Here is a 14,345-nt window from a genome sequence, read left to right as displayed (position 1 = left end):
TAACCGAATGTTAATTGGGAGAGTTTTTATACTAACAGTCTATTAATCGGAAGAATAAACGATAGTTAATCTGTTCTCATTAGATATTACGGTTAAATTCGCAAGTATAAAATTTTAATAAATTTTTATCTCGACCGTGTTATTGTTGAGGCGTAAATATGGGGAATCGGCTATGAAGCGTCTCTTTTCTCTCGCTGCCATTTTGTCCTTTCTTGTGCCTTTTCAGGCTGTTGCCGGATCCTCCTTGCCTGTGACGAGAAGTATCGGCGCGCCCGTGGGATTCGCGGCGGCCTGCGCCAAGTATAAGTGGCTGTGCGGCAGGGTGGCGGCTCAACAGCTGCACGACGCGGCAGGCATAACGCTGCTTCAAAAGGTCAATCGGGCGGTCAATGGACGCATCATCCCCGCGGAAGATCGTCCGTCTTCCCACGGGGATGCCTGGTCTCTGCCGGTTGCCGGCCGGGGCGACTGTGAGGACTACGCCCTCCAGAAGATGAAGGACCTGATCGACGCTGGTTTTCCGTCAAACAGGCTGGCGCTTTCCGTGGTCATCGGCCCGCATGATCAAAATCACGTCGTTCTTATTGCCCGCACAGACGGTGGCGATTACGTGCTCGACAATCTCACAAGCGCCGTCAGACTCTGGCGCACGACGGGCTATACGTTTTTGGCCACTCAGGATTTTCAATCGCGAACCGGCTGGCGGGTGACGCTTGCCGGTCCCCGCGCCGGCGAATTCTCCTGAACCCGACGCGTCGTCCAAACGCCAAGATGCCTGGCGCGGTCGGCCCGCTCGCCTGGCCATCCGATCTAGCAGAAAGTCTCCCGCACCGTCCCTGCGGTCTCTTCGATGCTTCCGATTGGCGGAGATCGGTGCAGTTTTCAGGCCGTTATCGGTGCATATCAAGCCTGAGTAGAGAAGCGCAATAACATCACTGCGTGCGCGAGAAGGCGATGCGGGTGCAGGTCGCGGCAAATTCGACGAAGAATTGTGCATCCGAAAGGCTGCCAAAAACGCGGATGATGTAAGAATCGGAAACACTTTGTGACTAAGTGCCTCCAAAAGCAGCGTTTTTTGTCTTGCTGCGCAAGAGGACTTGAAGGATATTGCCCAGACGTTGAGGACGCCGTCATGATCAGAATGATAGAAGACCCTGCCGAACTGGCTGGCGAAGACATCACTGGCAAATATATTCTCCGCAAGCTGAACTATCACTGGTTCGCTTACGGCAAGGCGGCCATTGTGACCGCCTGCAAGGGAACGATCCTCCACCTCGATCGAGAGGAAACGGTCTATTCCGAGCGTTGGGGCCGTCGCGCCTATACGGGGACAGGCAAGCGTTACCCCGGCGGCATCTGTCCGATTTCGGCGGTCGCCTGTGTTTGCGATACGCCCGATGATGTCAATGCCGTCATACAGCTGGATGTCGAAGCGCAGGACGAATTCTATCAGTTGATCGCCAAGACGGAAGCCAGGGTTCGGGCGCTCGCCGCCTCGTCTGGAGCAAGCCAGTTCATGGAAGCGGCCGAATAAGGCAGTTTTTCAGCGATATTCCCCATTGCCGCCACCGCAGCTAACGTCGCTGTTGACTGCAGAGGTGTCGCTGCCACTCAGCCCCTCATCTGCCGGCATCTTCTCCCCGCCGGGGAGAAGCGGAATCGCGGCAGCGTCTCGCTTCACTTGAGACTTATGTGAGAATGAGGTTAGCGCGTCTTCCTCCCCCTTCTCACCAGCGGGGGTCCGAAGGACGGGTCGAGACCTGTGGCTCGACCCCGGTTGGTGGCCCGAAGGGTGGGATGAGGGGGCCTCACGGCACGCCGCGACTGCACGGCGCGTAAGCGAAGGGTAAAATATGGCCCTGCCGCCCTTCCGCCGATCACCCGATCTGCTTCAGATCCCGCGCAAAACGCTGCCAATTCTTCACATAATTCTCCGCCGAGCGGCGGATGCCTTCCACCGCCGCTTCATCGAGCACCCGCACGACACGCGCCGGAGCCCCGACGATCAGCGAATTATCGGGAAACTCCTTGCCTTCGGTCACCAGCGCATTGGCGCCGACCAGGCAGTTATTGCCGATCTTGGCGCCGTTCAGGATGGTCGCGCCCATGCCGATCAGCACGTTGTCGCAGAGCGTGCAGCCGTGCAGGATGGCGTGGTGTCCGATGGTGCAGTTCTCTCCCGTCGTCAGCGGAAAGCCCATGTCGGTATGGGCCATCACGCCTTCCTGGATGTTGGTGCCGGCGCCGATGGTGATCTTCTCGTTGTCGCCGCGCAGCACCGAGCCGAACCAGATGCCGACATTCTCGCCCATCTCGATATCGCCGATGACATGGGCGTCCGGGGCGATCCAGTGAAGGCCGGCCGGCGGCAGTTTCGGCGTCAGTCCGCCAAGCGCGTAGACGGGCATGGAAAGCTCCTCTCAGATGACCTCGACCGACAGCGTCGCAACGCCGTCGATGCCGCAGGTGATGCGGTCGCCCTTTGCGACTGCGCCGACGCCGGCTGGCGTGCCGGTCATGATGACATCGCCGGGCGCCAGCACGAAGAGTTTCGAGAGTTCGGCGATGATCTCCGGCACCTTCCAGATCATCTGGTTGAGATTGCCGTCCTGGACGCGCTTGCCGTTCTGCTCCAGCCAGATCCGGCCTTCGCCGGGATGGCCGATGCGACCGGCCGGCACGATCGCCGAGACGGGCGCGGAATGTTCGAAGGCCTTGGCCACTTCCCAAGGGCGGCCGAGCTTCTTGGCCTCACTCTGAAGATCTCGGCGGGTGAAATCGATGCCGACGGCATAGCCGTAGATGCAGTCAAGCGCTTGGCGGGCTTCAATGTTTGCGCCGCCCGATTTCAGCGCCAGCACGCATTCGACCTCGTAATGCACGTCGTTCGACAGCGGCGGATAAGGAAAGGCGCTGCCCGGCGGCAGCAGGTTCTCGGCATTCTTCTGGAAGAAGAAGGGCGCCTCGCGGCTGGGGTCATGGCCCATCTCTATCGCATGGTCGGCATAATTGCGCCCGACGCAATAGACGCGGCGCACCGGAAAGCGCTCGTCGCTGCCGTTCACCGGCAGCAGAACAGGTGCGGGAAGCGGGATGACGGTGGCGGAATCGGACATGGGCGGGCTCTTCCTGTTCAACGAGTCTTTCCCGCATCTTAGACGGAAAACGGCGGGGCGGGGAAGCATTGTACTCGCATTGACGCTGTTGCCGCCCGGCGATATCCTCGCCGCGATGAACAGGATGTTTGCAGTTTCGACGTCTACGACCACCGCCTCGGCGGTGGGTGGCGGACGCGTGGACTGAATTCCGTTCATTGCTGCCGAGGCCCAACCCGCCGGAAACGAGCGGGTTTTTGTTTGCCCGCTCGCCTCCCGCATTCGAGGACGAGATCATGGATATCCAGAAACAGATAGTTGCCGAGCGGGCGCTTGCTGCCGCCCGTCGCGCCCTTGCCATGCGCTATGCCGGGGCGGCCTTCGCCTATGTCTCCGGCTCCATCATGCGCGGCGAGGGGACCGCATTTTCGGATATCGACCTAGTCGTGGTGTTTCCGTCGCTGGAAAGAGCCTGGCGGGAATCCTTCACCGAAGGGGATTTTCCTGTCGAGTCCTTCGTCCACGACGAAGAGACGCTGGCGCATTATCTCCATGCCGATGCCGAGAGCGGCTGTCCCATCATGGTCAACATGGTCGCAACCGGCAGCATCGCGGGGCCGGATATCGAGCGTGCGCGCCTGGTCCAGGCAAAGGCGGTGGGTGTGCTGGAAGCGGGGCCAAAACCGCTTGCCGGCGCAAGCTACGACATGTTGCGCTATCAGGTCACCGATTACGCCGATGACCTGCGCGGCGACCGCCCGCCGGATGAAATCGCCGCCATCGCCGCGGCTCTCTACCAGAAGCTCGCCGATCTGATCCTGCTCGGGCGCGGCGCGTGGACCGGCCGCGGCAAATGGGCGCCGCGTCTCATCAGGAGGCTCGATGTGCAGGTCGCAGCCGAGTTCGACGCTGCGTTCAGGCTGGCGGCGCAGGGTGACGGCAGCCGGTTACTCGCATTGGCTAACCGCGAGCTCGCTTTGCACGGCGGCCGCTGTTTCGACGGCTTCAGGCAGGAGGCTCCGCCGGAGGCGCGGCGGCCGGAATAGATACGGGGAAGCCGCGGCATTGTTTTCGTCCGCCGGCATTGCCAAGGCGCTGGCGTCCACGAGAGCCTTATCCTGAGATGCCCCGCACGGATCTTGAAGGGCGAGGCGGGTGTGCTGGCGGTTAATGGATGCAAGGAGCAGCGTCGGCGCGTGTCCTTCGAGGCTCCGGCCCTTGGCCTGCGCACCTCAGGATAAGGAGCATTGGAGGATGCCGCCCGACGAGAGGTGTCGGAGAACGCCGCTTTACCTTCGGCGCACGGACAAGACCTCGCATCTGAGCAAAGAGGGCATCTGCAGCAGGATCAGCCCCGCGAGGTGGACCCGTGCCATTGCAATGACCGGCCAGTTGGATAAGGTTAATTGTAATATTATTAAAACAGAGGATGAAAGAAGAATGTCGGGGCGACTGTTCAGGGCACACCATAATCTAATTCCTATATTTTCCGTAACTTTGGGTCTGTCCGGATGCGTTACCAATAAGGATGGTGTTCAAGTCTCCACCGATCATAGCCGCGCCGTGAGTGGAGAGCGGACAAAAATGGGCCAATCTTATAATCTGAATGCAAACTGCACCGCTGCGACAATGCCGAGCATAAAGCTGGTGCAGCCCCCCGCGCATGGATCGGTAGAATTTGTCAGCGAAAAGATTTTCTCACATTATTCGACAGGCGCCCCCCAGATCAGGTGCAATTCCAGGAAATCTCCTGGCGTGTCCGAATATTATACTTCCAACAGCGGATATTCCGGAAAGGATATGTATAAAGTGAGGGTCTCCTACGGCGAAGGGACCATCAAGGACGTGACGGTCAATATCAATGTCAGAAAGAAATAGAGCAGGGCCGTTCCTCATCGACAGACGAGGCGGTGGCGCCTCCCGCGGCGCGTTGGCGCCATCTGTTCACGCCCGCGGAATATCTTAGCTTAAAGCGCCTTGCTCGGCGCAAATCCTGTCGATCAGAGCATCAAGCTCACCCCTTGGCGGCCGGCTTTTGGCCAGGCGCTGCTTCAGGTGCATGATCGAGTCGGCGAGGATTTCGTCGAGGCTTTCGGCGCAGGTGAAGTCGCCCGCCACACGTTTGACCTTGGAATTGTCGAAGATGGCAGTCCAGGCCTTGTCGCCGAGCAGCGGGCCGATCCATTCCGCATTGTAGCGGATAAGCGTGTCCGTCGGCACGTGGACGATCTTCGCCTCGACGCCGAGCAGCCTCGCGATCGTCTTCTGGATGTCGTCCCAGATATGCGCGCGGTCGGAGGTGATGTGGAAAATCTCCTTCAGCGCCGCCTGCTTGCCGAACAGGCCGACGAAAGGCACGGCGAAATCGACCGAGCGGGTCAGCGTCCAGGGCGTGTGGCCGTCGCCCGCCACGATGATGGGCTCGCCGTCCAGCATGCGCCTTGCCATGATGTCGCTGTCGCCCATCATGATCGGCAGGCCGGTGCGGACCGTGTGGCTAGGGCGGACGATCGTCCAGGCGAGGTTGGCGGACGTCTTCAGCAGCTCCTCGCAGGCGATCTTGGCCTGGCTATAGGGCCAGTAAGGATTGATCGCCGGCGTCTCCTCTGTGATCACGTAGTGACGCGGCGGCTTTTCATAGACGGAAGCTGAGGAAATGAAGATGTACTGGCCGCAATTGCCCGAGAAGACCTCGATGTCGCGGGCGACCTGATCGGGCGTGAAGGCGATGAACTGGCAGACGACGTCATATCCGGCCTTGGCGAGATCGGCGTAAGCGCTCGACCCCAATTCGCCGACGATCGAGGTGACACCGGCGGGTAGGGCGGCGTCTCTCAAGCCGCGATTGAAGACGCTGACATGGTGGCCCGCGGCGACGGCGCGTTCGACACAAGGGTAGGAAATCTGGCCGGTGCCGCCAGTGAAGAGAACTTTCAAAGTCATATGAGCGGCCTTAGTGTCTGATGGGCGGGATCTGTATGACCCTTCATAGCGTGAAAGAATATGGCCGTCTCGCTGAAATCTCGCCAACTGAGAATGGCAGCGCCACACAAAGGCCTTACCCCGAGGCGCTCCGTAAGGGCCTTGAGCGGCGGGGCGGGGTTGAAAAGGTAGAAGATGGTCGAGAAACAGCTCAATGACGCGCCGCAGGCAATCCGGCACACTGCGAGGATGCGGCTGAGAATCCCCGCGGCTGCGGATATTCATTTCCTGACGGAACTCTTTTTACGACCGGAAGTGGTCGCGCATCGACCGGTGCCGCGGCCGGATACGCCGGAAGAAAGTGCGGCGCGGCTCGCGCGTGATATTGCGCACTGGAAAGATCATGGCTTCGGGCGTTGGGCGGTCGAGGCGAATGGCGCGCTGATCGGTTTCGGCGGCGTGACCGTTTCGAAAGAATTCGGTGGCCTCAATCTTTCCTATCACCTGCAGCCGGAAAGCTGGGGGAAGGGATATGCCATCGAGTTGGTTCTGGATACGTTAGCCTTTGCCTTTGGCGATCTCAATGCTTTCCGCGTGATCGGGTTGGTTCGCCCAGTCAACGCCGCATCGACACGCATCCTTGAAAAATGTGGATTCCAGTTCGAATGCGAGGTCATGCTGCACGGTGCGCCGACCAACTTGTATGCAATCGGGAATTTGCCCCCCTAGCGATGCCGCCACACCCTCGCGATCGTACCGACAAAAGCGTTCATCGCGATGGTCGTCCTTGCGGCGGCGGCAAATGAGATAGAACTTGCCGCCGTCATGGCACGCCGCGCTTATGCCTGTGCCTTGCGGTAGGCTGCGGCGACAAGCCAGAGCGAGGAAAGCAGGAAATAGAACGCGCCAAAGCCTGCATAGGGAACGATGTCAAGAATCGTCGGCGAAGCGGTGCCGAGAGACCGGCTGATCATGAAGGCACCGGCGAGCGCCGATTGCGCGCCGCTGAGGATCATCACCCATTGGGCGCCGTAGAGGCGCCAGCGCCTGACGCCGGTAGAGAGCTGCAAGAGCCCGGAAAGGATCGCCCATGCCCCGAAGACGGCGAGAACGGCATAGCTGTTTTTGCCGAGTGCGATGACGACGGCGAGCGTGGTGATGGTGCTGACGACGACATTCAATGCCTGCGAAGGGTTGGCCTTGAGGCCGCCATTGACGCGGGCGTCGACCAGGTTGGCGGCGGCATCCCACAGGGGATAGATCACCAGCAGAAAGGCGGCAGGGCCGGATTGCCCGCCCGAGAGAATGGCCGCGGCAATCCAGGTCAGAGAGAATGCGGCGCGCGTGAAATAATAGGATCTCAGCCAGTTGGGCTGGGGAGAGGAATTGTTTTGCATCGGCAGGTCCTTCCTGGTTTGCTAGCCTACCTACTAGTAGGAAGATGAAAGCCCTGAGTCAATGCGTCGCCCGAACACCTCATTGTGAGTAAAGGAATGCCGAACGGCCTTGACAATCTGCCTACCAGAAGGTAGGCGACATCATGAAATCAATGGCTTCCACCTCGGATAAAATTCTCGGCGTAGCCCAGTCGCTCATCGTGGCGGGCGGATATAACGGCTTCAGCTACGCCGACATCTCGGCCGCGATCGGCATCCGCAAGGCGAGCATCCACCACCATTTTCCTGCGAAGGCCGAGCTGGTCGCGGTGTTGGTGGATCGCTACACCAAGCAGGCGGCTGCAGGATTGCAGTCGCTGCGCGAGCAGGCCGCAAGCCCTGCCGATCAGCTGCAGTTCTACATCGACTACTGGCGTTCCTGCATCGAGAACGCTTCGCAGCCCTTCTGCATCTGCGCCATGCTTGCCAGCGAAATGCAGATGCTGCCCGATGAGGTCGCATCACGCGTTCGCACCCATTTCCGAAATCTTGCGGCATGGCTGACCTCGGTGTTGCAGGCCGGCTTCGAGCAGGGCCTGTTCCAGTTGGACAGGCGGCCGGAAGAGCAGGCCCAGATGCTGATGGCATCGGTCCATGGGGCGATGCTTTCGGCGAGGGCTCTTAGCGATCCTGGATTGTTCATCGCGGTGGTTGGACCTGAGATCGCGAGGCTGCGGACAGCATAACGATCTCCTCTTCCCAATCGGATGCCGCGCCGAGGCCCAAGAGAGCCTCATCCTGAGGCGCCCCGCAGGGGCCTCGAAGGACGAGGCGGGTGCGCTGTCGGTTAATGGCTGCAAGGAGCAGCGTTGAGGCGTGTCCTTCGAGGCTCCGGGCCTTTGGCCTTGCGCGCCTCAGGATGAGGGAGGTTGGAGGTGTGCCGCGCCGATGGCAACGGGCGTTGGCGGATGCCGCCCCAGCGCTCAAGAGAGCCTCATCCTGAGGTGCCCGCAGGGGCCTCGAAGGACGAGGCGGGTGCGCTGTCGGTTGATGGCTGCAAGGAGCAGCGCTGCGGCGTGTCCTTCGAGGCTCCGGCCTTTGGCCTGCGCGCCTCATCAGGATGAGAAGCGTTGGAGGGTGCCGCGCCCAACTCATGTGGCCAGAAATGCTGCGCCGTCATTCCCCGCCTTCTGTCAGTCCATCCCGCACGATCGCGTAATAGGCGGAAAGCTCGGGGATATCAGCGGCCAGCGTGTCGAAGACCGAGTCGGACGGCGCAAGCGTGCCGGCATACTTCGCCTCGATAAAACCCTCATGCGCGACCAGCGCTTCGGCATCGGTCTTATGCACGACGGTATAGATCGGCGAGGGCACGGTGCGGCCCTTGACGATGATGCGGTCGAGTTCGATCACCGTGTAATTGGCGGCGATCAGCCGTGCGGTTTCCTCGCCGAGCAGCAGCGCCACGCCGTAATTCTTCGAGGCGCCTTCCAGGCGCGAGGCCAGATTGACGCTGTCGCCGAGGCAGGAATAATCGAAGCGGCGGGTCGAGCCCATATTGCCGACGATGCATTCGCCGGTGTTGATGCCGACACCCATCTTCAGTACGTGCGGCTTGCGGCCGATTGCGGCCGCTTCCCGCTCCAGCTGGCTATTCAGCCGCGAGATCGCCGCCTGCATGGCGAGCGAGGCGCGCACGGCGTGCAACGCATGATCGGGATCGTCGAGCGGTGCATTCCAGAAGGCCATGATGCAGTCGCCCATATATTTGTCGATCGTACCGCCGTGATCCATCACCACGTCGGAGAGTGGCGTCAGCAGCCGGTTGATCAGGCCGGTCAGCTGTTCCGGATCGTCCTTCAGCGTCTCGGCGATGGTGGTGAAGCCCCGCACGTCAGAAAACAGCACCGAAAGCGTGCGCCGATCGCCGCCGAGCTTCAGCTGCGACGGGTCGCTCGACAGGCGGCGGACGAGATCGGGCGAAATATATTGGGCGAAGGCGCGGATGATCTGACGCTTGTTGCGGCGCTCCTCGGCATAGTCGAAGGCGGCCTGGCCGAAGGCGACCGCGATATAGGCGACCGTTGGCCCGAGCGGCGAAACGAAGACATGGCCAAGCCGGATGCCGGCGAAGCTGATGGCCACGAAGGCGAGGAGGGCGGCAGCGCTGGTGACGATCGTCAGCCATCCCGTCGAGCGCCAGACGGTGAGCGCCGCAAGCAGCACCGAGATCAGGATGCAGGCGGCGACGGTTGGCAGGCGCGCTTCCGCGATCGACAGGCCGTAGCGGATATTGTCGTAAATCGTCGCCTGGATTTCAACGCCGGGGACGAGCTTGCCGGTGTGAACCGTGTAAGGCGTGGCGAAGGCGTCGACGCCGCCCTTGTCGATTTCAGGCGCATTCTGCAGGCTGAGCCCGACGAGGACGACGCGGTCCTTGAAATAACCCGGCGGCAGCAGGTTCTCAGGGTCGAGCGCCTGGTAATAGGAGACTGTGGGGTAGCTGCGGGCCGGGCCGAAGGACTGGATCAGTTGGCCGGCCGGCAGGATCTCCGCCCCCGCGCCCGAGGCCTTGGCCAGCATGGCGGCAAAGCCGTCCTCATAGCCGGGAATGCGGCGGAAGATGCCGTCGCCGCTGAGATCGACGGAGGCAATCCCGGTCACCGCACCTGCGTCGGTCAACGCCGGCAGCGGCGTGGCGCGGATCAGCTGCGAGGCCTGCGGCGTCTCGATCAGCGTTTCGTCGCCGGCAAGCACGACATCGGGACCAACCGCCTTGGCGATTGCCGCGTCGTTGCCGGGAGTGGAGGGCTCCGCCATGATGATATCGAGGCCGATCACGCGGGCGCCGGCTGCACGCAGCTGGGTGACGAGCTCGGCATGCAGGCTGCGCGGCCAGGGCCATTGCGCGTTAATATCGGCGAGTGAGGGCTCGTCGATCGCGACGATGACAGGCCCGCCCGGCGGCGGACGCGGATCGTCGAACGTCGAGAGGTAGTCGAAGCTTCTAAGCTCCAGCAGCGACCAGGCGGGCAGGCGCGACAGCAACGATATGGCGATCAATACGGTGAGCGACAGCACCAGCAGCCGGAGGCGGCGGCTTCCGGCCTGGCCGCCGTCCAGTCCGGCCTGCCGCGGCTTGTGCTCCGCCCGCATCAGAAGCGGACTTTGAGCGTGCCCTTGAAGGCGCGGCCCCAGCCGGGCACGCCGGGCGTGATCTCGAAGTCCTCGTCGAGCAGGTTATAGGCGGCCGCCTCCAGCTCGATGCGCTTGTCGAACGGCTCCCAGACCAAGTGGGCGTCGAGGCTCCAGTAATCGTCGAGCTTGGTGCCGAAATCATCGCCGTCGCGCTCACCGATGTAATTGGCCGCCACTGTCGCCTTGACCTTGGCCTCGTTGACCCAGGTCAGCGCAATCTGGCCGGAATTCCTCGGGATATAGGGGAGCGAGCCGCCGTAATTCGGCTCCAGCGGATCCTTGTTCTCGGATTCCATATAAGCATAGGTGGCGGAAAGGCCGAAACCATGACCGAGCACGACGTTGGCGGTGATGGCGGCGCGATCGAGGCTGCCGCGCGACAGCGGCAGACTATCCGAAGAGGGCAGCGAGATCAGCGGCAGGTCGATCGAGAAATCATGCAAGTCCTGGTGCTGATATTCGACCGAGGTGAAGAAGCGGTCGGTCCATTCGGCATCCCATTGCAACGCGACAGTATCAGTATAGCCATCGATGCCGACCGCGAGCTGGTTCGGCTGCAGGCCGAGAATGCCGATCGGGGCGAGGGTGGGAACGCCGGTATCGACGCCCTGGCGCATGAAAGCGGCGCGCAGCCAGTGGTTCTCGACGGGCGACCAGGCAAGGCCGACGCGCGGCTCGAGCCGGTTGACATCGATGCTGCCACCGCTCATCTGCGTGCCGAACAGCGCATATTCGGCCTTCAGATCAGGCGTGATCTCGTGCAGCACGTCGATGTAGGCGCGGGCGATGTCAACACGATTTTCGGCTTCAGTCGGGCCGAGAGTAACCCCCGGCAGGAGAACGGGAAAGATTTCTTCGAGATTGAAGTAGCTGCTGTTGCGGGCGTCGATCCAGCCGCCCTCGATGCCGTATCGGAAGGTCAACGGCCCGGTGCCGATGTTGTGGTTGAGGGCTGCGACATAGGTCTTAGAATTCAGATCCTCGATGGTTTGGCCGAAGGGGCGAATGTCGGTGCCTGGACCACCGAGGATCGGCACCCTCTCCCAGTCGAATTGCAGGTCTGTCGTCGTCTTCGTCCTTGCCGCGGAATAGAGCAGTGCGGCGTTCATTACGTTTTCGTAGCCGAATGTGTGGCTCCAGCCGATGCCGGCATTGGTTGTCGTACTGATATCGCGCCGGTTCAGGTAGAGCGGCAATTCGTCAGGTGCCGCGAGACCGCCGGGGCCGAAAATGGGTCGGAACAACCCGTCGTTCAAAAAAGTCGACAGCTGAGAGTTCTCGCTCAAAGTATCGAGGTTATAGTCGCGTCGGCCGCTGTTGACATAAGCGACGACGCGATCGTCCGGCGTGATCGTCGCGGTGAGATAGCCGTTGCCGCCAAGGATTTTGTTGTCGGTGGAGAAGCCTCCGAAATCCGTATAGTTGCCGTCGTGGGCAATCTCCTCCCAGTTGAGGTTGGCATAGAAGCTGATCGGGATCGTCTCGTTGGAATAGCCCTGGATATCGGCTTCGCCGATGCGTCTGGTATGGCCGTCGACGCTGTTGATGCCGCCGCCGAGCGAGCCTTCGATGAAGGGTACGTCGAACAGCGTAGCCGAGCGCGAACGGCCCGACAGCATGTGCGGAGAAAGCAGCAGGCCCTGGATGAAGGATGAGTAGCTCGACGCGTTGCCACGGTTCTGGATGATATTGTCGTCGCTGAAGCTCGTCGCGTTGACGAAGGGAAAGATGCTGCCCTTGATCGACTGGTCGATATAACCGGTGCCTTTGAAGGGGTCGAAGGCGGCATCGCCGTAATAACGGCCCCAGGCATCGAGGCCCTGCAGGCGGAAGGCGTTGTTGAGCGTCGAACCGGCGCTCGCATTGGCGCCGAGGCCGCTGTAATCGCCGCCGCGAGCGCGCGAGCGGCGCAGGTATTCCTGCGCGTTGCGGATCGCGCCGTCGGCGTCGTAATCGTCGATATCGACAGCGGTGCGGAAGGCGGAAATGACGGGATCGTTCTTATCGAGCCGGTCGGCATTGTCGAGCGCCTGCTGCGAAGGAATGCGGTCGCCTTTTTCATAATGGGCGGCGGCGAGCATCAGCTGGGATTGCGAATGCGCCGGGTTGGCGGTGCTGGCGGCAAGCAGGTCTTGCAGCGCCTTGTCGCGTTCGCCGGTTTGCAGGTAATAGCGGCCCCGTGCGAGAAGGGCGATGTCGAACGAGGGATCGAGTGCGATTGCCGTGTCGATCTCGCGTTTGGCTTCCTTCATGCGCGCCTGATCGAGATAGAGGATTGCCAGGTTGGCGTGGAGCAGCGGATCCTGCGGATCGAGCTCGATCGCTTTCTTGAAGGCCTTTTCCGCTTCGCCATTGGCATCGCGCGAGCTTTGCAGCAGGCCGAGCGAATTCAGCGTGCTTGACCCACCGGGGGCAAGCTCGATCGCGCGATTCAGGTCGGCAAGCGCGCCGTTGATGTCGCTCTCATACACCGCCTTGTAGCTCGCCCGGGCGGAGAGCGCCATCGGATGATCTGGATCGAGCGCCAGCGAGCGCTCTATCGCTTCCTTCATCTGCTCGCGGTTATCAGTGAGTTCTGCCAGCTCTGCGCGGACTGCCGGCAGGGTCGGATCGTCGGGATAGCGCTGCTCGGCTTTCTTGATGATCTCGATTGCCGCGCGCGGGTCCTTCAAGAAGCCCGTCGTATAGGCCTGCATGATCGCGCCATAGGGGCCGGTCGTATCGGCCGGGGGCTGTTCGGCATGGGCGGGATCGGCGAGCGAGCGGGCAAAATAGCCGCCGAATTGCGCCATGTTGCGACGCGTCGGGTCGAGATGCGGCAAAGCCTTGTGGAAGAGCCTGGCGGCATCGCCGTAGCGCTTCTCCGAGCCGGCGATGGTGGCGTCGATCAGGTCGACGCGGGCCTGCTGGGCCGCCGTCAGCTTGCGGCCGCGGATCTTCTGCAAGGTTGCGGCCGCGGCCTGGCGGCCATCGAAGGCGCTCTGCACTTCGGCAAGTTCCAACCAGTCCTCGGTCGTGCGCCGCTCCGGCGGCAGCGCCAGCAGACGGCGGCGCTCGGTGGCCATAAGGTCGGCCCGCAGCGGCGACGTCGGCATCAGATCGAAGCCGTCGCGCAGGTCGAGATAGAACAGCATCTGTTCCCGGTCATCGGGATTGACGCTGATGATCTTGTGCGGCGCCTGGCCGATGGTGGCGACCGCACCTTCGCCCTCGCTCACCTCGACACTGCCCTGCGGATTGCTGAGCGCGACGCGGCCTTCGAGCACGATCATCGAGGTCTTGGCGCCCTCGACGGTCATCGTCCAGTCGGTGCCGCGGATCGCGGCCGCGGCGGCCGGGGTTTCGACCGTCAGGCCCTGGCCGCCGCGCTGGGCGCGGGCCCAGATGGTGCCGGCCTGAAGCTCGAGCACCGTATCGCCGCTCGCGGCCATCTTCTTGACCTGCAGCGAGGAATTGCGGCCGAGGCGGACCTGGGTGTGATCGGAAAAGACGATGGCGAGCTGGCCGTTGGCATTGGTGCGCAGCACGTCGCCGGTCAGAAGATCCTGGTTGATGTCGACGACGCGCCAGTCCGATACGTCTATGAAGCGGACCTCTTCGCCGGTCTTGCGGGCGATGACGGAGCCGGCGACCGGGGTTGCACGCGGCACGGGATCGGCCATGACAGGCAGCCCGAAACCGGGCACGGCAAACGCCAGCGCCATGCCGATGCGACAGATGTTATTGGAATAACCCCGCATGATCTCGACCCCAT

11 protein-coding genes are annotated in these 14,345 nt (G+C 61.8%); 5 read left to right on the top strand and 6 right to left on the bottom strand.

Features of this window, described 5'->3' with window-relative positions:
- The first annotated feature begins 172 nt into the window (after window positions 1–172).
- Complete coding sequence (locus tag N2597_RS12640; RefSeq protein WP_009993373.1) at window positions 173–745, top strand: transglutaminase-like cysteine peptidase; 573 nt, start codon at window positions 173–175, stop codon at window positions 743–745.
- 387 nt (window positions 746–1,132) lie between these two features.
- On the top strand, window positions 1,133–1,534 hold the full coding sequence (locus tag N2597_RS12635; RefSeq protein ID WP_010055797.1) for a hypothetical protein: 402 nt from the start codon (window positions 1,133–1,135) through the stop codon (window positions 1,532–1,534).
- Window positions 1,535–1,877: 343 nt separating this feature from the next.
- On the opposite strand, the gene N2597_RS12630 is transcribed toward N2597_RS12635, so the two are convergent.
- Both N2597_RS12630 and N2597_RS12625 read right to left on the bottom strand, forming a co-directional pair.
- Window positions 1,878–2,408 carry a gamma carbonic anhydrase family protein gene (locus N2597_RS12630; protein WP_183599617.1) on the bottom strand — a complete coding sequence of 177 codons (531 nt, stop codon included), beginning with the start codon at window positions 2,406–2,408 and terminating at the stop codon, window positions 1,878–1,880.
- A 12-nt stretch (window positions 2,409–2,420) separates the two neighbouring features.
- On the bottom strand, window positions 2,421–3,116 hold the full coding sequence (locus tag N2597_RS12625) for a fumarylacetoacetate hydrolase family protein (protein WP_183599615.1): 696 nt from the start codon (window positions 3,114–3,116) through the stop codon (window positions 2,421–2,423).
- 272 nt (window positions 3,117–3,388) lie between these two features.
- Between N2597_RS12625 and N2597_RS12620 the strand changes: the two genes are divergently transcribed.
- On the top strand, window positions 3,389–4,141 hold the full coding sequence (locus tag N2597_RS12620) for a nucleotidyltransferase domain-containing protein (protein WP_077993083.1): 753 nt from the start codon (window positions 3,389–3,391) through the stop codon (window positions 4,139–4,141).
- A 916-nt stretch (window positions 4,142–5,057) separates the two neighbouring features.
- Here the strand turns inward: N2597_RS12620 and N2597_RS12610 are convergent.
- On the bottom strand, window positions 5,058–6,038 hold the full coding sequence (locus N2597_RS12610) for an SDR family oxidoreductase (RefSeq protein ID WP_183599613.1): 981 nt from the start codon (window positions 6,036–6,038) through the stop codon (window positions 5,058–5,060).
- 174 nt (window positions 6,039–6,212) lie between these two features.
- Between N2597_RS12610 and N2597_RS12605 the strand changes: the two genes are divergently transcribed.
- Window positions 6,213–6,746: a GNAT family N-acetyltransferase gene (locus N2597_RS12605; protein WP_096764565.1), complete on the top strand. Its 534-nt coding sequence runs from the start codon at window positions 6,213–6,215 to the stop codon at window positions 6,744–6,746.
- Between the two features lie 110 nt (window positions 6,747–6,856).
- On the opposite strand, the gene N2597_RS12600 is transcribed toward N2597_RS12605, so the two are convergent.
- A complete protein-coding gene (locus N2597_RS12600) occupies window positions 6,857–7,414 on the bottom strand; it encodes a DUF308 domain-containing protein (protein ID WP_009997024.1) in 558 nt (185 codons plus the stop codon).
- A gap of 143 nt (window positions 7,415–7,557) precedes the next feature.
- Here N2597_RS12600 and N2597_RS12595 point away from each other — a divergent pair, with 143 nt between their 5' ends.
- Window positions 7,558–8,139, top strand: a complete 582-nt coding sequence (locus tag N2597_RS12595; RefSeq protein WP_077992898.1) for a TetR/AcrR family transcriptional regulator — start codon at window positions 7,558–7,560, stop codon at window positions 8,137–8,139.
- Between the two features lie 430 nt (window positions 8,140–8,569).
- Here the strand turns inward: N2597_RS12595 and N2597_RS12590 are convergent, their stop codons facing one another.
- Window positions 8,570–10,549 (bottom strand): CHASE2 domain-containing protein, encoded by a 1,980-nt coding sequence (locus N2597_RS12590; RefSeq protein WP_183599611.1) that lies wholly within the window; start codon window positions 10,547–10,549, stop codon window positions 8,570–8,572.
- On the bottom strand, window positions 10,549–14,331 hold the full coding sequence (locus tag N2597_RS12585) for a FecR domain-containing protein (protein WP_183599609.1): 3,783 nt from the start codon (window positions 14,329–14,331) through the stop codon (window positions 10,549–10,551). Before N2597_RS12585 ends, N2597_RS12590 begins: the two co-directional genes overlap by 1 nt.
- Between the last annotated feature and the right edge of the window lie 14 nt (window positions 14,332–14,345).

Source organism: Rhizobium sophoriradicis (assembly GCF_025200795.1).
Classification (GTDB): Bacteria; Pseudomonadota; Alphaproteobacteria; order Rhizobiales; family Rhizobiaceae; genus Rhizobium; species Rhizobium sophoriradicis.
Note: the sequence above shows the minus strand (reverse complement) of the source record. Positions and strands in the feature narration are given on the sequence as shown.